The organism is Streptomyces sp. MST-110588 (assembly GCF_022695595.1).
Classification (GTDB): domain Bacteria; phylum Actinomycetota; class Actinomycetes; order Streptomycetales; family Streptomycetaceae; genus Streptomyces.
Genome location: NZ_CP074380.1, coordinates 6,072,197 through 6,094,336, shown reverse-complemented (window position 1 = coordinate 6,094,336; position 22,140 = coordinate 6,072,197). Strand labels below are relative to the sequence as shown.

At 71.2% G+C, this 22,140-nt stretch carries 21 protein-coding genes; 17 read left to right on the top strand and 4 right to left on the bottom strand.

The window, feature by feature from the left end; translation table 11 throughout:
• Positions 1–1,120: 1,120 nt before the first annotated feature.
• The 14 genes from KGS77_RS26745 (at position 1,121) to KGS77_RS26685 (ending at position 12,388) form a co-directional block, all read left to right on the top strand.
• Positions 1,121–2,347: a hypothetical protein gene (locus KGS77_RS26745; RefSeq protein ID WP_242585731.1), complete on the top strand. Its 1,227-nt coding sequence runs from the start codon at positions 1,121–1,123 to the stop codon at positions 2,345–2,347.
• Positions 2,340–4,424, top strand: a complete 2,085-nt coding sequence (locus tag KGS77_RS26740; protein ID WP_242585730.1) for a hypothetical protein — start codon at positions 2,340–2,342, stop codon at positions 4,422–4,424. Before KGS77_RS26745 ends, KGS77_RS26740 begins: the two co-directional genes overlap by 8 nt.
• A 250-nt stretch (positions 4,425–4,674) precedes the next feature.
• Positions 4,675–4,869, top strand: coding sequence for a hypothetical protein (locus KGS77_RS26735; protein ID WP_242585729.1), 195 nt, complete (start codon positions 4,675–4,677; stop codon positions 4,867–4,869).
• A gap of 32 nt (positions 4,870–4,901) precedes the next feature.
• A complete protein-coding gene (locus KGS77_RS26730; RefSeq protein ID WP_242585728.1) occupies positions 4,902–5,360 on the top strand; it encodes a hypothetical protein in 459 nt (152 codons plus the stop codon).
• Between the two features lie 12 nt (positions 5,361–5,372).
• Positions 5,373–5,582: a hypothetical protein gene (locus KGS77_RS26725; RefSeq protein ID WP_242585727.1), complete on the top strand. Its 210-nt coding sequence runs from the start codon at positions 5,373–5,375 to the stop codon at positions 5,580–5,582.
• Positions 5,579–6,001, top strand: coding sequence for a MazG-like family protein (locus KGS77_RS26720; RefSeq protein WP_347404534.1), 423 nt, complete (start codon positions 5,579–5,581; stop codon positions 5,999–6,001). Before KGS77_RS26725 ends, KGS77_RS26720 begins: the two co-directional genes overlap by 4 nt.
• A 5-nt stretch (positions 6,002–6,006) precedes the next feature.
• Entirely contained in the window at positions 6,007–6,210 is a 204-nt protein-coding gene (locus KGS77_RS26715) for a hypothetical protein (protein WP_242585726.1), read from the top strand.
• Positions 6,186–6,632: a single-stranded DNA-binding protein gene (ssb, locus tag KGS77_RS26710; protein ID WP_242585723.1), complete on the top strand. Its 447-nt coding sequence runs from the start codon at positions 6,186–6,188 to the stop codon at positions 6,630–6,632. Before KGS77_RS26715 ends, ssb begins: the two co-directional genes overlap by 25 nt.
• A gap of 46 nt (positions 6,633–6,678) precedes the next feature.
• Complete coding sequence (locus KGS77_RS34700; RefSeq protein ID WP_277994272.1) at positions 6,679–6,807, top strand: hypothetical protein; 129 nt, start codon at positions 6,679–6,681, stop codon at positions 6,805–6,807.
• A 119-nt stretch (positions 6,808–6,926) separates the two neighbouring features.
• Positions 6,927–8,204: a DNA cytosine methyltransferase gene (locus KGS77_RS26705; RefSeq protein ID WP_242585721.1), complete on the top strand. Its 1,278-nt coding sequence runs from the start codon at positions 6,927–6,929 to the stop codon at positions 8,202–8,204.
• Positions 8,205–8,293: 89 nt separating this feature from the next.
• Positions 8,294–9,250 (top strand): bifunctional DNA primase/polymerase, encoded by a 957-nt coding sequence (locus KGS77_RS26700; RefSeq protein WP_242585720.1) that lies wholly within the window; start codon positions 8,294–8,296, stop codon positions 9,248–9,250.
• Positions 9,251–9,422: 172 nt separating this feature from the next.
• Positions 9,423–10,670 (top strand): DUF3631 domain-containing protein, encoded by a 1,248-nt coding sequence (locus KGS77_RS26695; protein WP_242585719.1) that lies wholly within the window; start codon positions 9,423–9,425, stop codon positions 10,668–10,670.
• 137 nt (positions 10,671–10,807) lie between these two features.
• Positions 10,808–11,038 (top strand): helix-turn-helix domain-containing protein, encoded by a 231-nt coding sequence (locus KGS77_RS26690; RefSeq protein WP_242585717.1) that lies wholly within the window; start codon positions 10,808–10,810, stop codon positions 11,036–11,038.
• 84 nt (positions 11,039–11,122) lie between these two features.
• Positions 11,123–12,388 carry a tyrosine-type recombinase/integrase gene (locus KGS77_RS26685; RefSeq protein ID WP_242585715.1) on the top strand — a complete coding sequence of 422 codons (1,266 nt, stop codon included), beginning with the start codon at positions 11,123–11,125 and terminating at the stop codon, positions 12,386–12,388.
• A gap of 75 nt (positions 12,389–12,463) precedes the next feature.
• Here the strand turns inward: KGS77_RS26685 and KGS77_RS26680 are convergent, their stop codons facing one another.
• A complete protein-coding gene (locus KGS77_RS26680) occupies positions 12,464–13,825 on the bottom strand; it encodes a glutamine synthetase family protein (protein WP_242585713.1) in 1,362 nt (453 codons plus the stop codon).
• 288 nt (positions 13,826–14,113) lie between these two features.
• On the opposite strand from KGS77_RS26680, the gene KGS77_RS26675 reads away from it, so the two are divergent.
• The 3 genes from KGS77_RS26675 to KGS77_RS26665 all read left to right on the top strand — a co-directional run bounded on the left by KGS77_RS26675 (position 14,114) and on the right by KGS77_RS26665 (position 18,372).
• Positions 14,114–14,632: a hypothetical protein gene (locus tag KGS77_RS26675; RefSeq protein ID WP_277994271.1), complete on the top strand. Its 519-nt coding sequence runs from the start codon at positions 14,114–14,116 to the stop codon at positions 14,630–14,632.
• A 90-nt stretch (positions 14,633–14,722) separates the two neighbouring features.
• Complete coding sequence (locus tag KGS77_RS26670) at positions 14,723–16,444, top strand: multicopper oxidase family protein (RefSeq protein WP_242585711.1); 1,722 nt, start codon at positions 14,723–14,725, stop codon at positions 16,442–16,444.
• 173 nt (positions 16,445–16,617) lie between these two features.
• The gene (locus tag KGS77_RS26665) at positions 16,618–18,372 is read left to right on the top strand and encodes an NAD+ synthase (RefSeq protein ID WP_242585709.1); all 1,755 of its coding nucleotides are present in this window, start codon (positions 16,618–16,620) and stop codon (positions 18,370–18,372) included.
• A gap of 205 nt (positions 18,373–18,577) precedes the next feature.
• On the opposite strand, the gene KGS77_RS26660 is transcribed toward KGS77_RS26665, so the two are convergent.
• From KGS77_RS26660 to KGS77_RS26650, 3 genes are all read right to left on the bottom strand, one after another.
• Entirely contained in the window at positions 18,578–19,792 is a 1,215-nt protein-coding gene (locus KGS77_RS26660) for an MFS transporter (RefSeq protein WP_242585708.1), read from the bottom strand.
• A 253-nt stretch (positions 19,793–20,045) separates the two neighbouring features.
• Positions 20,046–21,065, bottom strand: a complete 1,020-nt coding sequence (locus KGS77_RS26655) for an endonuclease/exonuclease/phosphatase family protein (protein ID WP_242585706.1) — start codon at positions 21,063–21,065, stop codon at positions 20,046–20,048.
• A 210-nt stretch (positions 21,066–21,275) separates the two neighbouring features.
• Entirely contained in the window at positions 21,276–21,917 is a 642-nt protein-coding gene (locus tag KGS77_RS26650) for a TetR/AcrR family transcriptional regulator (protein WP_242585705.1), read from the bottom strand.
• Positions 21,918–22,140: the final 223 nt, after the last annotated feature.

Here is a 22,140-nt window from a genome sequence, read left to right as displayed (position 1 = left end):
AGCCAAGGAGACGTGGGACGAATGCGAGCCGCCGCCCCTCGCACTGCCAGCGGCCCCCCTCCTGGCCAACGCGATCACCTTGTCCACAACTGCGGTATGCGCGACGCTCAACACCGCGGGGACCGTCGCCGGCGTGGCGGTGGGCGCCACGACTGCTGCGGCGATCGGCGCCCTGGCGCTGGCGTCGCTGCGGACCGCCCGTCACGCCACTCCGGGATGGCCGGAGGCAAGCACGTCCCCCCTCGCGCACACAGGCGATATCGCCGGAGGACAGCCCTCTCCCAACCGGAGAAACACGGAAGCCGTCGACAGCGGCCGTACCCCTGGCCGCGGATCCGGCACCGTACCCGCCCCCGTACGCGGCGGCGGTCCTGGTCGCGGTCCCGGCCCCGTACGCGGTGGCGGCCCCGGCCCCGTACCTGGTCCCGGCCGCGGCGGCGGCGCCACCAACGGCCCCGGCGGCGGTCCCGGCACCGTACCCGCCCCCGTACGCAGTGGCGGCCCCGGCCCCGTACCTGGTCCCGGCCGCGGCGGCGGCATCACCAACGGTCCCGGCAACGGCGGAGTCCGGTGGCCCCCGCCCCGGAAGACCCCAGCTCCCAACAACGGCCCCGGCGGCGGCCCCGTACGAGGTCACGGCACCGTACGCGGCCCCGGCGGCGGTCCTGGCCCCGTACCCGGTCGCGGCAGTGGCCCCGTACCCGGCCCCGGCAACGGCGGGAGCCGGTGGCCCCTGCCCCGGAAGACTCCAGCTCCCACCAACGGCCCCGGCGGCGGTCCTGGTCGCGGCCCCGGCACCGTACCCGCCCCCGTACGCGGTGGTGGCAGCACAAACGGCCCCGGCAACGGCGGGAGCCGGTGGCCCCTGCCCCGGAAGACTCCAGCTCCCACCAACGGCCCCGGCGGCGGTCCTGGTCGCGGCCCCGGCACCGTACCCGCCCCCGTACGCGGTGGTGGCAGCACAAACGGCCCCGGCAGCGGTGGTCAGGCTGGTGGGGCAAATCGTTGGTACGAGAATCGGCCGCGTAGCCGCCTCGATGGCCGCGGCCCGCCGTGGAGCGCAGGCCGGAAGAAGTGGGGCCACACCGCCTGGGCCCAAGGCGCCAGGGGTGACGGCTGGGTGCGGCGCCTGATCGCGGTGTTGAAGCGGTGGTGTGGCCGAGCGGTCGTCTGGGCGTGGCGCCAGATCAGGCACAAGGCGGTACGTGGGTGGCGGGCCACCGCGGGACTGCGACGCCGTCGCCTGGCATGGTTCCGGCACCTGGTGCGGCTGGGCTCGATCGCGTTCCTGGCGACCGTGGCCGCACTGGCCGTACTGCCGCTCTCGCTGGTCGCCGGCGCCGTGATCCGCATTCCGGCCATCGGCCGCCGTTTCGCCTTCACCATCCCGTGCCGGGCCTGGCCTGGCCGGGTCTTCCGTGCGGTGTGGAGGCCGATGGCGGCGGCCTCCCGACAGCGGTGGCATGCCCAGCTCTCCGGCATGGCCACCCCCATCGGGATCGGCGCCGATCAAAGGGGCGTCGGCCACATCTGTGACGACCCTGGCGCCGACCGTACCCCGCCTTCACCCGTCGAGAGCACCTCAACTGTCCCTGGAAAGGGGGATCATATGAGCGTCTTCGCCGAATCCGCGCAGGAAGTCGCCAACACCTACCAGGCATACGCCCCGCCCGTGATGGCGGCGGTCGCCGCCGAGTACAAAGGGCTGCCCGACGCCATCCGCAACACCGCCGGTGCCGTGATGGCCTTGGCGGAGAATTCCGCCACCCTCTATCCGATGGACCCGGCCATGGCCGAAGGCGTTGAGCAGGTCGCGGAGGTACTGGAGGCCACCGCCGTCTACGCCGATGAGCTGGAGCCCACCTTCCGGCAGGTGCACGATCTGGACATCATGCGCCTGGAGGCCCCGCGTCCCTCCGAGCACTGGTGGAACGTCGGCGGTATCTCGCCGGACGGCGCCGTGTGGGCCAAGCCGTCCGTCCTGGCCACGGCCGCCGAAGAAGTCAGCGGCGTCTACGAGTCATGGTCACCGGAAGAGCACGCCGATGCTTCCTTCAGTCCGGCCATGGTGGTCGGCGCGGAGTACGAAGGTGTCCCTGTGGGCCTGGAGTACATGGCGGAGGCGGTGGGGTACCTGGCCACACGGTCCGCGGAGATCTACCCGGTCGATCCGTGCATCGCGGACATGGTCTCCGATGTCGTGCACGGCCTGCGCAAGGCCGCGTCGGCCGCCATGGAGCTTCAGCCGGCTTTCCGCCGACTGCACGCAGAGGAGATCGACCACCAAGAAAACCCGCGTCCCTCCGAACACATGTGGAACGTGCCCAGGGAGGGACACGGTGCCTGAACTCACCTGGGAGCGCGGGCACACCCCCACCAGCGGCGCCGTCACCGCGGCGACCTCCGCGCTCGCCGTCGCCTCCCTGACCTACGTCACCGGCCTTGCCCCGGCGTGGAACGGGGTCATCGCTGCGGCCGGGGCGGCGGGGACCGTGATCAACGGCGCCCGCCACGGGCATCTGCCCTCCGTGCTCTTCTACTGCGTCATCTTGTGGGCGGCGGCGGGAGCCTGGGCCTGGTGGGCCGCCTCGGGCGGGCCACCGTGGACGTGGCCGCCCCTGGCCGTCCTGGCCGGGGGCGCGGTACTCGGACGCCTGTCCTGGCCCGGCGTCGGCCGGTACGAGAGCGCCGAACGGCAACGCCGCCAGGAAACCGCCCTGCTGGAACAGGAGGCGGCCCGGCAAGAGCAGCACAACCTGTGGGGGGAGGAGTGGGAGCAGCGCCTGGCCCGCATCGCCCGGCTGGAGGACTGCCGTGTGGTGGCCATTCAGCCCTGGAAGGGCGATACCGGATACACCGTTCAGGCGGACCTGCCCGGCGGCGCCACCTGGAGCCAGCTCAAGCGCCACGAGGAAGCCCTTGGCTCGGACCTGCGGCTGCCGGAGGGGTGCGGGGTGGAGGTGGCCGGCGGGCGCCGCAAGGGCACCGCCATCATCCGCGTGTCCACCGTCAACGTCATCGGACAGACGATCCCCTTTCCCGACGATCTGTCGCCGACCAGCATCGACCACGATGTCGCGATCGGGCGGTACAAGGACGCCACGGTGGCCAGGGGGTCTTTGGCCTTCACCTGCGGCCTGGGCATCGGGGACACCGGATCGGGCAAGACCAACACCCTCAATGTCATCAACGCGCAGCTTGTGCGCACCGTGGATGCCCTGGTGTGGCACATCGACACCACCGGCAGCGGCCTGTCCCTGCCCTGGCTGACCTCCTGGGCCATCGAGGGCACCCACAAGCGGCCCGTCATCGACTGGACGGCACACACCCTGGACGAAGCGCGCGCCATGACCACCATGGCGCTCCAGATCATCGAGGCGCGCAAACGGCGGTACCAGCAGGTGATGCGCCAGGCCAACGACACCAAGCTGCCCGCCAGCCCGGACATCCCGGCCATCGTGCTCGTGGTGGACGAGACGGCCAGCCTGCCGCGCGACATCAAAGCCATGATCGAGGAAGCCATGAACACCGGGCGTGCTGTGCGTGTCCGGGTACTGGTTTCCTCCCTGCGGGCGACGACCGACGCCATCCCGGTGCCGGTCAAGAAACGCGCGGCGTGGCGCTGGGGGATGTATGTCACGGACCCGGAGGAACTGTCCTATCTCTTCTCTGGGTACCAGAAGATCGACCCATCCGACGCTCCCTGGCCCGGCTGCGGCTTCAACGCCTACGGCAAGACCAAGCCCCGCCCGTTCAAGGCGTACGCCCTGACCCCGCAGCACATGGACCGCATCGCCGCCGCCGTCAGCCCACGCCGCCCCGCCCTGGACAAGGTCTCCCGCGAGGTGCCGCACGGCCGGTACTACCCCTCACGGTGGGCCCGGGTCCTGCCCCACCTGTACGAGGGGGAGCGGCTGCACCCGGTCACCCGGCCCTACACCGACATCCCCATCGTGCCCGTACCCACCGCCGACGACCAAGGACCCGCAGCGCCGGCCATAGCTCCAGGAGGAGGCATCCGGCCCGGCACCCCCGCATGGAACCGCCTCTTCCCCCGGCGCGGCCACATTCAGCCGCCCGAACCAGCGGCCGAACCCGAACACGAACACCCGGCGCCCGAAGAAACGCCCGCCGCAAAGGAGAACGCCCCGGCCGAACCGACACCGAAGCAGGAGCCGGAGCAACCGGCGGTGCCCGCCCAGGACGCGGCGATGCGCCTGCTGCTGGATGCGGGCCCCTCCGGTACCGGAGCTTCGCGCATGGAGACAGACCTTAAGGCCCTGGGCTACACCACCCACCGCTCCACGATCCATCAATGGCTCAGGAGGTGGGCCGCCACCGCGGAAATCTTCCAGCAAGGCAGCGGCACCCAGGCGTACTACGTCCACCGCAGCTACGTCACCAACCACCCGCCCGCCGACTGACCGACTGACCGACTGGCCGACTGGCCGACTGGCCGACTGGCCGACTGGCCGACTGGCCGACTACACAGCGTGCTTGTTGTCGCTTGTAGCGACAACAAGCGACAAGCCCCGAACCCCACCCCGGGAGGGCACTCACCCCCTTTTCCCCTTGTCGCTACAAGCGACAACAAGCACGCTCGGTAATCACCGCGCCCCGTCGCGCCGCTCCGGTACGGCGGGGCGCGGCGCGCTCTTAACCCCGGGAGCCGTCATGGCCTTCAGCGTCTCTGCCGCCGCACTCTTCGCCATCCTCACCGCCTTCCTGCTGCGCGCCCGCTACCTCAGCGCCGGGACCGCGGTCGTCGTCTTCCTGTGCGGCTTCTTCGTCGCCGGCACCGGCGCCTACGGCCCCATCCATGCCGCGTGCCAGGCGGTCGCCGCAGCCCTCGCCCGACTGATCGGCTGAACTCCCGCATCCTGCCGCAACGGAGGAACTGCATGCCCGTTCCCTACCAGGTCGCCCCAGCCCCCGACCGCACCGCACCCTACGCCCATCCTCCGGGCCTGCCTGTGATGCGCGACTTGCCACCTGGCATCGAGGTAGTCACCCTGCCCGGAGGTGTCCGCACCCTGGCCTACACCCAACCCCCTGCCGCCGCACCGACCGCTCCGGTCGCGGGCGCCGCGCAGCCGATTCCGGTGTGGGCCAAGACGATTGCGCTGCTCGCGCCGACCACCGGATTCGGCGTCGCCGCCTCCGGCATCGGCATCTCCTACGCCGCGCCGGGAGTCATCGCCGTAAGCCACGCCCTGTGGGCCGCCGTCGCCTTCATCGCCACCTGCGGCGTCGCGGCGGCAGCCGTCCTCAACCGCTGCCGCCGTCCCGCACCCATCACCCAGCACATCACCGCTCGGGGACTGCTCGCCCGAGCCAACGGCACCGTCAACCACCACTGAGGAGGCAAGACCATGACCTGTCGAGACTGCGCCGGCGGCGGCAAGCCCATCCGGCTGCACGCCTTCACCGAAGGCGACCCCCGCGCCGCGATTCTGGCCGATCGTGCCGCCGACGCCGAACGCGCCCGCGGCATCGGCCCGGTACACATCCACTACGACCAGGCCGCCGACGCCCTCATCGTCGTCCGCACCGACCCGCGCCCCGAGGTGGAGGCCGCGTGACCACCGACCACGCCGCGCCCGTCACCTGGCCGACCCCGGATCCGGATGCCGCCTGGCACCGAAACGAGGATGACTCCGCGCCTGATCCGTGGGCGCACGTCGCCTGTGTCGTGACCTGGCTGAACACCCGGAACGGCACCGGCGAGGAAGAAACCGCGCTGCGGCTGCTGAAGATCACTGAGGAGGCCGGGGAGGTGACCCGCGCCTACCTCGGCATGACCGGCCAAAACCCCCGCAAAGGGATCACGCACACCCGCGACGACGTGGCCGACGAACTGTGCGACGTGATCTTATCTGCGATGACCGCGCTGCACTCTTTCGCCGACGCCCCCGAAGCCGTCTTCCGTACGGTCGTCCAGCGCCGGGCGGTCCGCCTGGAACGGCTCCTCGCCACCGGCACCGTCGACGGGGACGGGTGAGCACCGTGGCGTTCGAGATCCGCATCCTCTGTGACCGGCACGAGGCGGACGGCATCGTTGCGGTCCTGGCCGATGCGTTCCTGACCGGCCCCGCCCGGCAGTACCCGGCCCGAGACGGCATCCGGACCCGCCTCTACATCACCGCCGAAAAGCGACCCCCCATCCCACCGACTGAGGGCATGCCATGTCATTCGGAGAAACCCCACTGACCATCATCGGCAACCTGACCGCCGACCCGGAACTGAAATACACCACCGGCGGCCAGGCCCTGGCCAAGTTCACCGTCGCCTCCACCCCGCGCACCTTCGACCGCGAAGCCAACCAGTGGAAGGACGGCACGTCCACCTTCTTCCGCTGCGCCACCTGGCGCACCCTGGCCGAACACGTCGCCGAATCCCTCACCAAGGGCTCCCGCGTGGTACTCTCCGGCCGCATCCGCCAGCACAACTGGCAAACCGAGCAGGGAGAAAACCGCTCCATGCTCGCCGTCGAAGTCGATGAAATCGGCGCCTCCCTGCGCTTCACCACCGTCACCATCGACGGCAAGCGCACCAACGGCACCGCCCCGTCCGACGAGTCGTGGAACACCGCGAGCAACCCCGCGGAACCGACCGGCGAACCGCCGTTCTAACGGCATGGCAGCCCGCGAACCACGCATCGCTCACCTGTACCGCCTCGTGGCTGAGGTGACGGCCGACTTCGAGCAACAGGCCGGAACCCTGCATCCGCGCGCCATCGACCTGGCCCACGCCCTGGAGGACGTGGCCACCCTTGCGGGGCAACTGCGACGCCGTCGCGTCCGCTGACGAAGACACCGCACAAACCCAAGCCCCTCGCACGCACGAGGGCGGCCCCCTCACGCCAATGAATCGGGCCGCCCTCTCCTCCCAGCACAACTCAACAGAGAGCACTGGAGGTCTCCAGCATGACCCAGCCCACCGCCGTGCCGCCGGAAGTCGGCAACATCAGCTTGTGCACCGGGTCCGGCGCGCTGGACCTGGCCGTGGAAGCCGTCACCGGCCTGCCCATGGTCCTGGTCGGTGAGAAGGACCCGGCCGCCTCCCGCCTGCTGGCCGCCCGCGTGCCCCACGTCCGCAACCTCGGGGACATCACGGCCGTCGACTGGGCGGCCCTGGCCGGTGACCTGCCGCGCCCGGCGGCGCTGACGGCCGGTTTCCCCTGCCAGGACATCTCCAACGCCGGACCTCGGGGAGGGATCGCCGGTGACCGCTCCGGACTGTGGAAAACCATCGCCCGAGCCGTTCGCCACTTTCGACCCCGACTCGTCTTCCTGGAAAACGTCGCCGCTCTCCGCAGCCGGGGACTCGACGTCGTCGCTGCCGACCTGGCCGCGTGCGGGTACGACGCGCGGTGGATGTGCCTACGCGCTGGAGATCCCGAAGTCGGCGCCTGCCACCGCCGCGACCGCTGGTTCGCCATCGCGTATCCCTCTGCTGAAAACCCCCACCTCCCAACTGGGGCGCAACGGCGGGCCGCAGCACCCGGACAAACGCAAGACCGGGGGGCACGGACCCACGCTGGAGGACGAAGTGGTCTTCTTGCTGCCCCCGACGGACGCATGAGGCTGCTGCCCACCCCGGCCGCCGCCGACGGAACCGGTGGCCCCGGCATCTCCCCCAGGCGCAAGGGCGGCATGAACCTGCGCACCGCCGTGACCCTGCTGCCCACCCCCGCCGCCCGGGACTGGAAATCCGGCGCCTCCAACCTGCTTCAGACCAACTCCCGCCCGCTGAATGAGGTGGTGGTCAATCTGCTGCCCACCCCCAAGGCGTCCGACGGACCGCACGGCGGCCCAAATCAACGCGACGCGGCCGGGAACTACTACCTGCCCGGCCAGGCCGTCCGCCTGGACGGGCGGTGGGTGGCTACCAACGGCACCGACTACGGCCCCGCCATCCACCGCTGGGAGGCGGTCCTGGGGCGACCCGCGCCCGAGCCGACCGAACCGGGCACCAAGGGCAACCGGCGCCTGAGCCCGACCTTTGTGGAATGGATGATGGGCGCCGAACCCGGCTGGGTCACTGCTGCGGACCTGGGTCTGTCCCGCTGTGACCAGCTCAAAATCCTCGGCAACGGCGTGGTCATCCAACAAGCGGTCACCGCCTACAGCGCGCTGCTGGCCATCCATGCCCCCGAAGCCGCAGCCCCCGCCCCGCATCAGCTCACTCTCGACATCGCCTAGATGCACCGAGAGCGGCCCCCTCACGCCAATGAATCGGGCCGCCCTCTCCTCCCAGCACAACTCAACACAGAGCACTGGAGGTCTCCAGCATGACCCAACCCGCCCCCGTCCGGCGAGACGCCGCCCGGCCGTTCCGGCCGCCCCTGACCGTTGACCTCCCGCAGGTGGCGCTGCTGGCCGCGGCACTGGCCGCCGCCGACCGCGGCTGGTACGTCCACCCGCTGTGGCCCGGCGCGAAGACTCCGGCGCTGCACGGGGAGGAGCGCTGCCCCCGTACCGGCGAGTGCGCCGGCGGACACCGCAAGTGGGAGCAGCGCGCCACCACCGACCCCGTACGCGTCGAACGCGCCTGGGCCCACGCCCCGTACAACGTCGGCATCGCCACCGGCCCGTCCGGGCTGGTCGTGGTGGACCTCGACACGCCGAAGGACAAGAACAAGAAGGACGCGCCTGACGGCGCGACCTGCTTCCTGGCGCTCTGCGAGCGCGCCGGTCAGCCCTGGCCAACCACCTACACGGTGCGGAGCGCACGCGGCGGACAGCACCTGTACTTCGCCGCGCCGCCCGGCATACGGCTGCACAACACCGCCAGCAAGCTGAGCCCGCTCATCGACACCCGCGCCTGGGGCGGCTACGTGGTCGCCGCTGGCAGCACCACCCCAACCGGGCACTACCACGTCGTGGACGATGCGCCCGTGGCCAGCCTGCCCGCGTGGCTGCTGACTGCCCTCACGCCCCCGCCCCGCGCCCGCGGCCCCGCCGCCCTGCCCTCCCCGGGCCGGGCGACCGCGTACGCGCAGGCGGCGCTACGCAACGAGACGGACAACGTCCGCCGCGCCCCCGAAGGCACCCGCAACCGGACTCTGGTCCGGGCCGCGCGGGCCCTGGGACGGCTGGTGGCCTCCGGCGACCTGCCCCACGCCGTGGTGGAGGAAGCTCTTAAGGAGGCAGGAGTGGCAGCCGGGCTGACCGAACAGGAGTGCCGGCCCGCCGTCACCAGCGCACTGACCTGGTCGATCAGCCACAACGGCGGGACAGCCGCATGACCGCCCGCCCCATCCCCTTAAGAGCCTCTCCCCCGTACCTCGTCCGCCCGTACGCCGCTGGCTGCTTCCGGGGGCCTGTGGCTGCCTGCGGCCCGAAGGGCGGCGGCCGTCAGGCCGTCCATGCAGCTCTTCGCCCCGCTCTGCGGCCGGATGCCGAGAACAGGACTGCTTCATGAACGATCCCGCACAGCATGCACCGAGCCCGATCGACGGTGCGGCGCTCCTGGATGAAGTCGCGCGCTACCACCGCCGCTTCAACATCTTCCCCAGGGAGGCCGCCTACGTGGCTGTGACCCTGTGGGACGCACACGCCCACCTCGTGGACTGCGGCGACAACACCGCCCGCCTGGCGTTCCTCTCCCCCGAGCCCGGCAGCGGCAAGAGCCGGGCTCTGGAGATCGTGGAGGCTCTGGTGCCCCGCCCGCTGGCGACGGTCAACGCCTCCGCCAACGCCCTCTTTCGCGTAGTGACAGACGAAGAGGGCCGCCCCACCATCCTCTTCGACGAGATCGATACGATCTTCAGCCCGAAAGCCGGAGGCAACGAAGACCTTCGCGGCTTCCTGAACTCCGGCTACCGGCGCGGCGCAAGCTCTTTGAGGTGCGTCGGGGAGGGCGCCAACCAAAGCGCCGTGCCCTTCCCGTCGTTCTGCGCCGTCGCCATGGCCGGGCTCGGGTCGCTGCCGGACACGATCCTGACCCGTTCCGTCATCATCCGGATGCGCAAACGGGCCCCCAACGAGCACATCGAGCCCTACCGCCGGCGGACCAACGGCAAGGAAGGGCACGCCCTGCGCGACCGGCTCGCCGCGTGGGCCGACCAGGTGCGCGCGCAGGTGACCGACGCTTGGCCGCAGTTGCCCGAGGGCATCTCCGACCGGCCGGCGGACGTATGGGAGCCGCTGCTAGCCGTGGCCGAAGCCGCCGGCGGCACCTGGCCAAAGCGGGCCCGCGCGGCCTGCGTGGAACTGGTCGCCGCGGCCAAGGACGGCGAACCGGCGTCCCTGGGTGTCCAGCTCCTGACCGACCTGCGAGACAAGGTGTTCTGCGGAGCCGACCGGATCCCCACCGCCGAAATCCTCCGCAAACTCCACAATCTAGAAGATTCGCCGTGGGGGGACATGGACGGCCGGCATCTGACCCCCCGCAGCCTGGCCAAGATGCTCAAGGAGTACGTGACCGGCGCCAACGAGCCGATCCGGACCCGGCCCATCCGCACCACCTCCGGCACCCCCCGGGGTTACTACGCGAAAGATCTCGCCGACGCCTGGATGCGGTACTGCCCCCCGTCCTCCCCCAGGTCCGCTACGTCCGCTACATCCGCTACACCGCAGGTCAACAGCATGATCGATGTAGCGGATACGGAGCATGTAGCGGATACGAGCGCCACACCCCCGCCGGTCCTCTCCCGCACCGCGTAGCGGGACCTATCCGCTACACCCCACCATTCCGCTACAAAAATCATGACCCTGACCTGCGCTGTAGCGGATGTAGCGGACGTAGCGGACCTAGCAGGAGAGGGGCAGAGACCCCACTCGCCGCGAAGGAGAACAGCCCCATGGCTGACGCACCTCCCACAGACGCGCTCCGGGGTGGGTTCCCGGACCGCTACCTCACCCCTGACGACGTGGCCGAACTGTTCCGCGTGCCCAAAGAAACCGTCTACGAGTGGCGCAAGAAGCGCTGCGGGCCGCCTGGCTTCCGCGTGGGCAAGTACCTCCGCTACGACCCGGCCGCCGTACGTCGCTGGGCTGAGCAGCAGATGCGCGCCGACGCTGAAGCAGCCTGACATAACGACAACCGGACATCGATCGACCGCAGGGCACGGCCATCAGGCCGTGCCCTGCGGCATCTCTGGAAGGGAGCCCGCTATATGGCAGGCCACATCCAAGACCGATGGTTCAAGACCGAGACCGGGCCCGACGGCAAACCCGTCCGAGTCAAGACCGACCGCCACGGCACCGGGATGCGCTACCGCGCCCGGTATGTCGGCCCCGACGGCACCGAAAAGTCCAAGAGCTTCCCCGACCGGCAAAAGCGCCAGGCCGAACGGTGGTTGGCTCACATCGAATCGGATATGGTGCGCGGCCAATACATCGACCCGGCCGCCGGCCGAACCACCTTCCGGCAGTACGGGGAACGGTGGCTCGCATCGCAGACAACGGACGCGACGACACGCACGGCCGTGGCCGTGCAGCTCCGGCTGCACGCGTTCCCGTACCTCGGTTCGCGTCCACTCGACTCGTTCCGCCCGGAGCACATTCGGGACTGGCTGAGCACCTTGGAGAAGGCTCTTCCCCAGTCTTCGTACCGCCGGGTCATCTACATGAGCGTGTCGGCCGTTCTGAGCGCCGCGGTGGACGATGGTCACCTCACCAAAAACCCGTGCAAGGCCCGCTCGGTACGGGCGCCTGGCGCCACCCGGCCCCGCGTACAGCCCTGGACGCCTCAACGCGTGTTCGCTGTGCGCAAGGCACTTCCCCTGCGCTTCCGGGCGACGGTCGATGTGGGAGGCGGATGCGGCCTCCGGCAAGGCGAAATCTTCGGTCTGCCGAAAGACCAGGTGGACCACAACGCGGGATGGGTGCACGTCACGTGCCAGGTGAAGGTTGTGAACGGCCGCCTCGTGTTCGCGCCCCCGAAGGGAGGCAAGGAACGCAGCACGCCACTAGCAGCGCACGTCTCGCAGGCCATCAAGCTTCACAGCCAGGAACTCCCGCCCGTCAAGGTGACCTTGCCTTGGCTGCGGCCGGACGGGCCGCCAGTCACGAAACACCTGATCTTCTCTCTGGCGAGCGGTGGCCCCATCCGCCGGAACGACTTCAACAACCGCGTTTGGAAACCGGCCCTCGCGGTGGTCGGGGTCATCCCTGAACCCCGGCCGGGCGAGCGGTACGAGGCGGCTCGCGAACACGGGATGCACGCCCTGCGGCACTTCTACGCTTCCGTACTGCTGGACGCGGGCGAGAGCATCAAGGCCCTGAGCACCTACCTGGGGCACGCTGACGCGGGGTTCACCCTCCGGACGTACACGCATCTGATGCCCAGCAGTGCGGGGCGCACCAGGAGGGCGGTGGACAGCATGTACGAGGCCACCGATTCCACGCCCGACGGCCCACAGACGGCCCACGGCGAGTAGGGCGACGCCGGGCCAACGGTCATCTACCGTAGGCCCGGCGTGCGTTCGTCTTCCGTCTGGTGTGCTGACCTGCGCTTACAGGACCGGCAGCATCTTGCGGAGCTCGAACGCGGTCACCTCGGAGCGGTACTCCTCCCACTCCTGCTTCTTGTTGCGCAGGAAGAAGTCGAAGACGTGCTCGCCCAGGGTCTCGGCGACCAGCTCGCTGCGCTCCATCAGGTCGATGGCCTCGCCCAGGTTCTGCGGCAGCGGTTCGATGCCCATGGCGCGCCGCTCGGAGTCCGACAGCGCCCATACGTCGTCATCGGCGCCGGCCGGCAGCTCGTAGCCCTCCTCGATGCCCTTCAGACCGGCGGCGAGCAGCACCGCGTACGTGAGGTAGGGGTTGGCGCCGGAGTCGATGGAGCGGACCTCGACGCGCGTGGAGCCCATCTTGCCCGGCTTGTACATCGGCACGCGGATGAGCGCGGAGCGGTTGTTGTGGCCCCAGCAGATGTAGGAGGGAGCCTCGCCGCCGGCGCCCGCGGTGCGGTTGGCGCCGCCCCAGATGCGCTTGTAGGAGTTCACCCACTGGTTGGTGACGGCCGAGATCTCACCGGCGTGCCGCAGCAGCCCGGCGATGAAGGACCGGCCCACCTTGGAGAGCTGGTACTCCGCGCCCGACTCGTGGAAGGCGTTGCGGTCGCCCTCGAACAGCGAGAGGTGGGTGTGCATCCCGGAGCCGGGGTATTCGGAGAACGGCTTGGGCATGAAGGTGGCCTGCACGCCCTGCTCCAGTGCGACCTGCTTCATCACCAGCCGGAAGGTCATGATGTTGTCGGCGGTGGACAGCGCGTCCGCGTACCGCAGGTCGATCTCCTGCTGGCCGGGGGCTCCCTCGTGGTGGCTGAACTCCACCGAGATGCCCATGGACTCCAGCATCGTGATCGCCTGCCGCCGGAAGTCCATGCCGACGTTCTGCGGGGTGTGGTCGAAGTAGCCGGAGGAGTCGCCGGGGATGGGCCGGGTGCCGTCCACCGGCTTGTCCTTGAGCAGGAAGAACTCGATCTCGGGGTGGGTGTAGAAGGTGAAGCCGAGGTCGGAGGTCTTGGCCAGGATGCGCTTGAGGACGTAGCGCGGGTCGGCGTAGGAGGGCGAGCCGTCCGGCATCAGGATGTCGCAGAACATCCGGGCGGTGCCGGGGGCCTCGGCCCGCCAGGGCAGGATCTGGAACGTCCCCGGGTCCGGCTTGGCGATCATGTCCGACTCGTAGACCCGGGCGAATCCCTCGATCGCGGACCCGTCGAACCCGATGCCCTCGTCGAACGCCTGCTCAAGCTCGGCCGGCGCGACGGCCACGGACTTCAGGAACCCGAGCACGTCGGTGAACCACAGCCGTACGAAGCGGATGTCGCGCTCCTCCAGCGTACGGAGCACAAACTCCTGCTGCTTGTCCATGGCTCACCAATCCTTGCAGGTCAATCGGCCTGTGCACGCTCGTCGTCCGACGAGGCGTGGCACACCAGTATCACGTGAGGGGGTTACCGTCACATTACGCACCCTTGGCCTAGATCAGAACCGCCGAGCCGCGGTGCGCACGGGCCATGGAGGAAGGTTCCCGGCGCGCGCTCCTCCTGTCGCGCGGGCGGACACCACGATGGGAACCCGTACCCCCTAGGGGTAGTGTGCGAGGTGGGTCCGGGTGGTCCCGGTGACCGGGACACGGTACGGAAGGAGGCGCGGGCGGTGCGGGAGAGGGGCTGGGCGTCCTGCCGGCGGGAGACCTCCGCCGCGCGGCGCGGACGGCTGCCGCTGCTCGCCGCGCTGCTCCTGGGGATCGTCACGATGCATACGCTCGGGCACCCCGCCATGGGACACGACGGCGGGCCCGGGCATCTGACGCGGGCGGCGCACCTGCGCGCGGACCTGCCCCGGTCCACGCAGACGACGGCCTCCGCGGAAGATCCCGCTGTGCGGCCGGCCGGGCAACCGGCGGCGCACTCCGCCGCCCGGCCGTCCGCCGGGCCCACCATGCCGGCGAAGGGCGCCGCCGCCCACGGCACCGGTATGGACCCCGGTTCGGTCTGTCTGGCCGTGCTGTCCTTCTGGGCCCTGGCGCTGCTCGGCGCCGGGCTGCTGCTGGCCGGCCGGGCCGCCGACCTGCTCGCCGCCACCCGCGCCCGGCTGCTGCGCGGACTGCGGCCGATCCCGCCGCCGCTCCCCCGCCACAAACTCCTCGCCCGGCTGTCGGTGCTGCGCGTCTAGGAGCGGGCCCGGCCGCCGGCGCCCTCGTGTGCCCGCGGGCCGTACCCGTTCCGTTCGCCTGCAACCGACACCGTCACGAGGTGCTTCACCATGCGTACCACCGGCACCAGCCGCACCACCCGTACTACCCATATTCCCGGTATTCCCCCTACTTCCCTTACTTCCCCTACTCCCTCTGCTCCCTCCCGCCGTGCCGTGCTGGGCGCGGGAATCGCCGCCGTCGGCAGCGGTCTGCTCGCCGCCTGCTCCGGCTCCGCCGCCCCCGAGAGCCCCCGCGATTCCGGCGGCTCCCCGGCAGCCCCGCAGGGCTACGTCTCCCCGAACGGCCCCGAGGTCGCCGCCGCGGAGGCCCGGCGGCGCCCGGGCCCCGTACGGAAGATCGCACTGACCGCCGCGCCGGCCCGGCTCCGTCTGGGCGGCGGCCGTACGGTCCCGACCTGGGCGTACGGCGAGGAGCTGCCCGGCCGGGAGATCCGGGTCACCGCGGGCGACACCCTCGCCCTGACCCTGGCCAACCACCTCCCGGCGGCCACGTCCCTGCACTGGCACGGGGTGGCGCTGCGCAACGACATGGACGGCGTGCCCGGCCTCACCCAGCGGCCCGTCGAGCCCGGCGCATCCTTCACCTACCGCTTCACGGCCGCCCACCCCGGCACGTACTGGTTCCATCCGCACTCCGGTGTGCAGCAGGACCGCGGCCTGTACGCGCCGCTGGTCGTCGAGGACCCGAAGGAGCCGCTGGCGTACGACAAGGAGTGGGTCGTCGTCCTGGACGACTGGGTGGACGGCGTGGACGGCAGCACACCGGACGCCGTACTGGCCGAACTCTCCCGCGGCATGGGCGGCATGAACCATGACGGGATGGGCAACGGCGGGATGAGCCACGGCGGCATGGACCACGGCGGCATGAGCCACTCCATGTCCGCGATGTCCTTCAGCCGCACCCGGCGCACCGAGCCCTCCCCCTCACCCTCCCCCTCCGGCCCGTCCCGCATGATGATGGGCGCCACCAGCAGACTGCTCGGCGGCGACGCGGGCGATGTCGCCTACCCGTACTACCTCGTCAACGGCCGTACGCCACAGGACCCGCAGACCTTCCGCGCCCGGCCCGGCGACCGCATCCGGATCCGCCTGGTCAACGCGGGCGGCGACACGGCCTTCCGCGTGGCGCTCGGCGGTCACACGATGACCGTCACCCACACCGACGGCTTCCCCGTCGAGCACGCGGAGGCCGACACCCTGCTCCTGGGCATGGGCGAGCGCTACGACGTCCTGGTCACCGCCAAGGACGGCGTCTTCCCGCTCACCGCGCTCGCCGAGGGCAAGCGGCGCTCGGCGCTGGCGGTGCTGCGTACGGGGAGCGGGGCCGCACCCGACCCTTCCGTACGGACCGCCGAGCTGGACGGCAGGCTGCCGACCGCCGACCGGCTCAGGGCCGCCGCGGGCGTACGGCTGCCGTCCCGGCGGCCCGACCGGACCATCCGCCTGGACCTCACCGGCTCCATGGCGGCGTACGACTGGGGCCTGAACGGGCAGCGGTACGACCCGGCGCGGCGCCTTGCGGTGCGGGCCGGGGAGCGGGTCCGGCTCTCCTTCCGCAACCGCACACGGATGTGGCACCCGATGCATCTGCACGGGCACACCTTCGCCCTGCCGGGCGGCGGGCCCCGTAAGGACACCGCGATCGTCCTCCCGGGCCGGACCCTGGAGGTGGACCTGGACGCCGACAATCCGGGCCTGTGGATGATCCACTGCCACAACGTCTACCACGCGGAGTCGGGGATGATGACGGTGCTGGGCTACCGGCGCTGATCTGAGGGGCGCGGGCGGACCGCGGCGTACCCGGCGTACGGGCCCCGCACCCCTACGGGTACGCCGCGGGGCCCGTCCCCGTACAGCGGCAGGCCGGCCTCCGCCCCCCGAGTGGGCCGCCCCACACCCCGCCACCAGGACATCGCGTCAGACCGACGATTAAACTGGGACCCGTGCCTCAACTTCGTCTCGCTCTGAATCAGATCGACTCCTGCGTCGGCGACCTCGCCGGGAACGCCGAGACGATCGTGCACTGGACGCGGCACGCCGCGGAGCAGGGCGCGCATCTGGTGGCCTTCCCCGAGATGGCGCTGACCGGCTACCCCGTCGAGGACCTGGCGCTGCGGTCCTCCTTCGTCGAGGCGAGCCGGGCCGCGCTGCGCGCCCTGGCCGTACGGCTGGCCGACGAGGGGCTGGGTGAACTGCCCGTCCTCGTCGGCTATCTGGACCGCTGCGAGCAGGCGGAGCCGCGCTTCGGACGGCCCGCGGGCTCGCCGCAGAACGCCGCCGCGGTGCTCCACGGCGGCGAGGTCGCGCTGTCCTTCGCCAAGCACCACCTCCCCAACTACGGTGTCTTCGACGAGTTCCGGTACTTCGTCCCGGGCGAGACGATGCCGGTGGTGCGGGTGCACGGGGTGGACGTGGCGCTGGCGATCTGCGAGGACCTGTGGCAGGACGGCGGCCGGGTGCCCGCGGCCCGGTCGGCCGGGGCGGGGCTGCTGATCTCCGTCAACGCCTCGCCGTACGAGCGCGACAAGGACGACACCCGGCTGGAGCTGGTCCGCAAGCGCGCCCAGGAGGCCGGCTGCACCACGGCCTATCTGGCGATGATCGGCGGGCAGGACGAGCTGGTCTTCGACGGCGACTCGATCGTGGTCGACAAGGACGGCGAGGTGATCGCGCGGGCACCGCAGTTCGCCGAGGGCTGTGTCCTGCTCGACCTGGACCTGCCGGCCGCGGCGCCGCAGCCGCCGTCCGGTGTCGTGGACGACGGCCTGCGTATCGACCACGTCCCCCTGTCCCCTGAGCCGCTGCCGCCCTACGAGCCGCAGACGTCCGGCGGGGTGGCCGAGCGCCTGGAGGACCTGGAGGAGATCTACACCGCCCTGGTCGTCGGGCTGCGCGCGTACGCCGCGAAGAACGGATTCCGCACGGTGCTCGTCGGGCTCTCCGGCGGCATCGACTCGGCCCTGGTCGCCGCCATCGCCTGCGATGCGCTGGGCGCGCGCAACGTCTACGGCGTCTCGATGCCCTCCCGCTACTCCTCCGAACACTCCAAGGACGACGCCGCCGAACTCGCCCGCCGCACCGGCCTCAACTACCGTACGGTCCCCATCGCCCCGATGTTCGACGCGTACATGGGCTCCCTGGGCCTGACCGGCGTCGCCGAGGAGAACCTCCAGTCCCGGCTGCGCGGCACCCTGCTCATGGCGATCTCCAACCAGGAGGGGCACATCGTCCTGGCGCCGGGCAACAAGTCCGAGCTGGCCTGCGGCTATTCGACGCTGTACGGCGACTCCGTCGGCGCGTACGGCCCCATCAAGGACGTCTACAAGACCGTCATCTTCCAGCTCGCCCGCTGGCGCAACCGCGCGGCTGCCGACCGCGGCCAGACCCCGCCCATCCCGGAGAACTCCATCACCAAGCCGCCGAGCGCGGAGCTCTCCCCCGGCCAGGTCGACACCGACTCCCTGCCCGACTACGACGTCCTGGACCGGATCCTGGAGCTGTACGTCGACCGCGACCTGGGCCGCGCGCAGATCGTCGCCCAGGGCTTCGAGGAGGACCTGGTCACCCGCGTGCTGCGGCTGGTCGACACCGCCGAGTACAAGCGCCGCCAGTACCCGCCGGGCACCAAGATCTCCGCCAAGGGCTTCGGCAAGGACCGCCGCCTGCCCATCACCAACCACTGGCGCGAGACCACCTGAGGCACGCGGCCCGCCCTCACGGGCCGCACCGCCACAGCGGCCGGAAGGCCCGTACGAAGACCGGCCGGAAGGCCCGTACGAGGACACCGGCACCCTTCTGAGTTCGCACCGGGGGCGCTCCGTGGACGGCCGCCGCCCGGCTCACCGGAAGACCGGGACGCGCCCGGCGGGTCCGGCCCCGGCGCTCCGGGCGGGCGTGGCCCGCTCAGGCGATGTGGTCGGGCTGTTCCGCGGCGGTGCGGGACGCGCCGCGGGCGACCAGGCGGGAGGGGGTGCGGCGGTCGGGGTCCAGGAGGCCGGCGGTGACGGCCGTGGCCAGGCCGACGACGGCGAGGACGGCGCCCACCAGGGCGGGAGAGGTCCAGCCCCAGCCGGCCGCGATGGCCAGACCGCCGGCCCAGGCGCCGCCCGCGTTGGCGAGGTTGAAGGCCGAGTGGTTGGAGGCGGAGGCCAGGGTGGGGGCGTGCCGGGCCTTGTTCATGACCAGCATCTGCAAGGGCGTGGTGGTCATGAAGCCGACCGCGCCCAGGACGACGACGCAGACCAGGGCCGCCCACTTCACGTGTGCGGCGAAGGTGAAGACGACCAGGGTCACGGCCAGGGCCGCCAGCGCCCCGTACAGGGTCGGACGCAGGGCGCGGTCGGTGAGCGGGCCGGCGGCCAGGGCGCCCAGGGTCATGCCGATGCCGAAGAGGGAGAGCACGACCGTGACGGAGGTCTCGGAGAAGCCGGTGACCTCGGTCATCATCGAGGCGAGGTAGCTGTAGACGGCGAACACCCCGGCGAAGCCGAAGACGGCGGTGACCAGGCCGAGTACGACCTGGCGGTTGCCCATGGCGCGGATCTCGTGGGCCAGGCCGCCGTGCCGCTCCGGCGGGACGTACGGGATCAGCCGGGCGAGCGCGACCATGGCCAGCAGGCCGATCGCGGCCACGACCATGAAGGTGGCCCGCCAGCCGAGGTGCTGGCCGAGCAGGGTCGCGGCGGGCACGCCGACGATGTTGGCGACGGTCAGGCCGAGGAACATGGTGGCGACCGCGCGGGCCTGGCGGCCCTCCTTCACCAGCTTGGCCGCGACCACCGCGCCGAGGCCGAAGAACGCGCCGTGCGGCAGCCCGGCCAGCAGCCGGCCGGCGACCAGCAGGTCGAAGGTGGGGGCCAGCGCCGAGGCGAGGTTGCCGGCCGTGAAGACCGCCATCAGGAGCAGCAGCATCCGCTTGCGCGGGACGCGGGAGCCCAGGGCGGTCAGGAGCGGGGCGCCGATGACGACGCCGAGGGCGTAGGCGGAGACGAGGTGACCGGCGGTGGGCACGGAGGTGCCCAGGTCGTCCGCGACGTTGGGCAGCAGGCCCATCATCACGAATTCGGTGGTGCCGATACCGAAGGCCGAGATCGCGAGCGCGAGCAGAGCCAAGGGCATGAGAAACCTTTCGGGGACGGCGGCAGAGCGGTTGTTCCGTGGGTCTTTATGTTTCGGTACAGAACAAACCGGGTGCGGCCGAGCATTCCCCGAGGGTCACAGGAGACCGATGGGATGACCGATGGGCCGAGGGGTACGAGAGGTACCAGAAGGTACGAGGGGTACGGGCGCGGGCCGGCGCTCTGCGCTGTGCGGCGGCCCCGGCCCGGCGAGCGGGGCCGGCTCGCGCCCGTACGGGGGCTCGCGCGGTACCTCAGACCTTGACGGAGGCGGCGAGCGGGAGGTGGTCGCTGCCGGTGGCGGGCAGGGTCCAGGCCGCGACGGGGTCGATGCCCTTCATCATGATCTGGTCGATCCGGGCCATCGGGAACGCGGCGGGCCAACTGAAGCCGAAGCCGGAGCCCGCGGCGCCCTGGGCCGAGCGCATCTGCGCGGTGACCGGCGCGAGTGAACGGTCGTTCATGGTCCCGTTGAGGTCACCGAGCAGGATGACCTTCTTCACGGGCTCGTGGGCGATCGCCTCGCCCAGCGCGTCGGCGCTGTTGTCACGCTGGTTGGCCGTGAAGCCCGCGTTCAGCTTGACCCGTACCGAGGGCAGGTGGGCGACGTAGACGGCGACCTGCTGCCCGTCGGGGGCGGCGACGGTGGCCCGCAGCGCACGGGTCCAGCCCATCTTGATGTCCACCGGCTTCGCGTCGCTGAGCGGGTACTTGCTCCACAGGCCGACGGTGCCCTGGACCGTGCGGTAGGGGTACGCCTTCGCCAGCCCCTCCTTGTACTTCGGCAGGGCCTCGCCGGTCAGTTCCTCCAGGGCCACCACGTCCGCACGGGAGGCCACGATGTCCCTGGCGGTGCCGACCGGGTCGGCGTTCTCGGCGTTGACGTTGTGGGTGATGACCGTGAGGTTGCCGCCGGTGCCCGCCTTGTCGGTGAGCAGACCGCCGAAGAGGTTGCACCACACGACGGCCGGCAGCACCAGCGCCACCAGCGCGGTCGCCGAGCGGCGCAGCACGGCGGCGAGCAGCAGCAGCGGGATGCCCAGCCCCAGCCAGGGCAGGAAGGTCTCCAGGAGGCTGCCGGTGTTGCCCACGGAGTTGGGGACCTGGGCGTGCAGGATCATCAGCAGGCCCAGTACGGCGGCGAGGACCGCCAGAATGATCCCGCGCCGCCACATGCCCTCGGGACGCCACCAGTCCCGCAGGCGCCGGATTCGGGAGCCGGCCCGCTCAGGGCCGTGGCCCTGTCCCGGCTCCGTCATATATGCCTGCGCCATACCCGTCGTCCTCACTGCCATACTCCGTACGCCCCGCCTTGTGGCCTCAGACCCTAGGCGATGGCCGTAATGTGCTTTCTTAGAAGTCAGGACGGCACGGTGGCGGTTCGGGGTTCCGGTACAGAGACTCCAGGTGACGGCTGTGACAGAACGGCCATAGTCCGAACATGGTCTCGACATCCGGGGAGCGGGACGGCCGGCCACCGGCGCTCAGGGGCGGGACCCGGGCTCCCGGGTGCGCGGGCGTGCGCCTTCCAGGACCGTGTCCACGATCTCCTCCGCGAGCCCCTCGGGCAGTTCCGTCCCTTCCTGGAGGACGGCGCGGGAGAGCATCGGGCCGGCGAAGAGGTCGGCGAGCACGTGGATGTCCCGGTCGGTACGGATCTCGCCGGTCCTCCTGCCCCGCCGCAGCACGCTCAGCAGCATGTCCCGGCGGGCCGCCACGACCGAGTCGTGGTACTCCTGCCACAGCGCCGGCTGCGCCTTGACCTGGCTCACTATCGTCCGCAGCAGCGCAGAGTTGCGCTTGGCCAGCCCCCGCCTGCGCAGGAACTCCAGGAGGACGACCAGGTCCTCGCGTACGGAGTGGCCGGGCGGCGGCGGGGTCTCCTGGTCCAGCGAGCGCATGACGTCCAGGAGCAGTGCGCTCTTGCCCGGCCAGCGGCGGTAGACGGTGGCCTTGCCGACGCCGGCCTCCCGGGCGATGCGCTCCATCGACAGCTCGCCGATGGAGGCGCCCTCCTCGATCATGCGCAGGACGGCTTCGATGATCGCGGTGTCCGCGGCGGCGCTGCGCGGCCGGCCGCGGCGCTCGTACAGGTTCGGTGTACGCCCGTCGCCGGGCCCCGCCATGCGTCCCTCGTCAGGCCCCGCCACGCGCCCGTCGTCGGCTCCGGCCGTACGCCGGCCGTCGCCTCCCCCCGTACGCCCGCCGTCGGCTCCTCCCGTACGCACGCCCCCGGGTTTTTCCGTACACCCGTCGCCGTGCCCCGTATGCCCGCCGCCGTCCACCACCGGTCCAGCGTTTCCCGTCGCCCGGGTCATTGCCGTGCTCCCGCCTTCACTGCCGCACTCC

Coding starts and splice junctions, on each gene's coding strand:
- KGS77_RS26735 (WP_242585729.1), top strand. CDS start 4,675: ATGGCCTTCAGCGTCTCTGCCGCCGCACTCTTCGCCATCCTCACCGCC.
- KGS77_RS26730 (WP_242585728.1), top strand. CDS start 4,902: ATGCCCGTTCCCTACCAGGTCGCCCCAGCCCCCGACCGCACCGCACCC.
- KGS77_RS26725 (WP_242585727.1), top strand. CDS start 5,373: ATGACCTGTCGAGACTGCGCCGGCGGCGGCAAGCCCATCCGGCTGCAC.
- ssb (WP_242585723.1), top strand. CDS start 6,186: ATGTCATTCGGAGAAACCCCACTGACCATCATCGGCAACCTGACCGCC.
- KGS77_RS26705 (WP_242585721.1), top strand. CDS start 6,927: ATGACCCAGCCCACCGCCGTGCCGCCGGAAGTCGGCAACATCAGCTTG.
- KGS77_RS26700 (WP_242585720.1), top strand. CDS start 8,294: ATGACCCAACCCGCCCCCGTCCGGCGAGACGCCGCCCGGCCGTTCCGG.
- KGS77_RS26695 (WP_242585719.1), top strand. CDS start 9,423: ATGAACGATCCCGCACAGCATGCACCGAGCCCGATCGACGGTGCGGCG.
- KGS77_RS26690 (WP_242585717.1), top strand. CDS start 10,808: ATGGCTGACGCACCTCCCACAGACGCGCTCCGGGGTGGGTTCCCGGAC.
- KGS77_RS26685 (WP_242585715.1), top strand. CDS start 11,123: ATGGCAGGCCACATCCAAGACCGATGGTTCAAGACCGAGACCGGGCCC.
- KGS77_RS26680 (WP_242585713.1), bottom strand. CDS start 13,825: ATGGACAAGCAGCAGGAGTTTGTGCTCCGTACGCTGGAGGAGCGCGAC.
- KGS77_RS26670 (WP_242585711.1), top strand. CDS start 14,723: ATGCGTACCACCGGCACCAGCCGCACCACCCGTACTACCCATATTCCC.
- KGS77_RS26660 (WP_242585708.1), bottom strand. CDS start 19,792: ATGCCCTTGGCTCTGCTCGCGCTCGCGATCTCGGCCTTCGGTATCGGC.
- KGS77_RS26655 (WP_242585706.1), bottom strand. CDS start 21,065: ATGGCGCAGGCATATATGACGGAGCCGGGACAGGGCCACGGCCCTGAG.
- KGS77_RS26650 (WP_242585705.1), bottom strand. CDS start 21,917: ATGGCGGGGCCCGGCGACGGGCGTACACCGAACCTGTACGAGCGCCGC.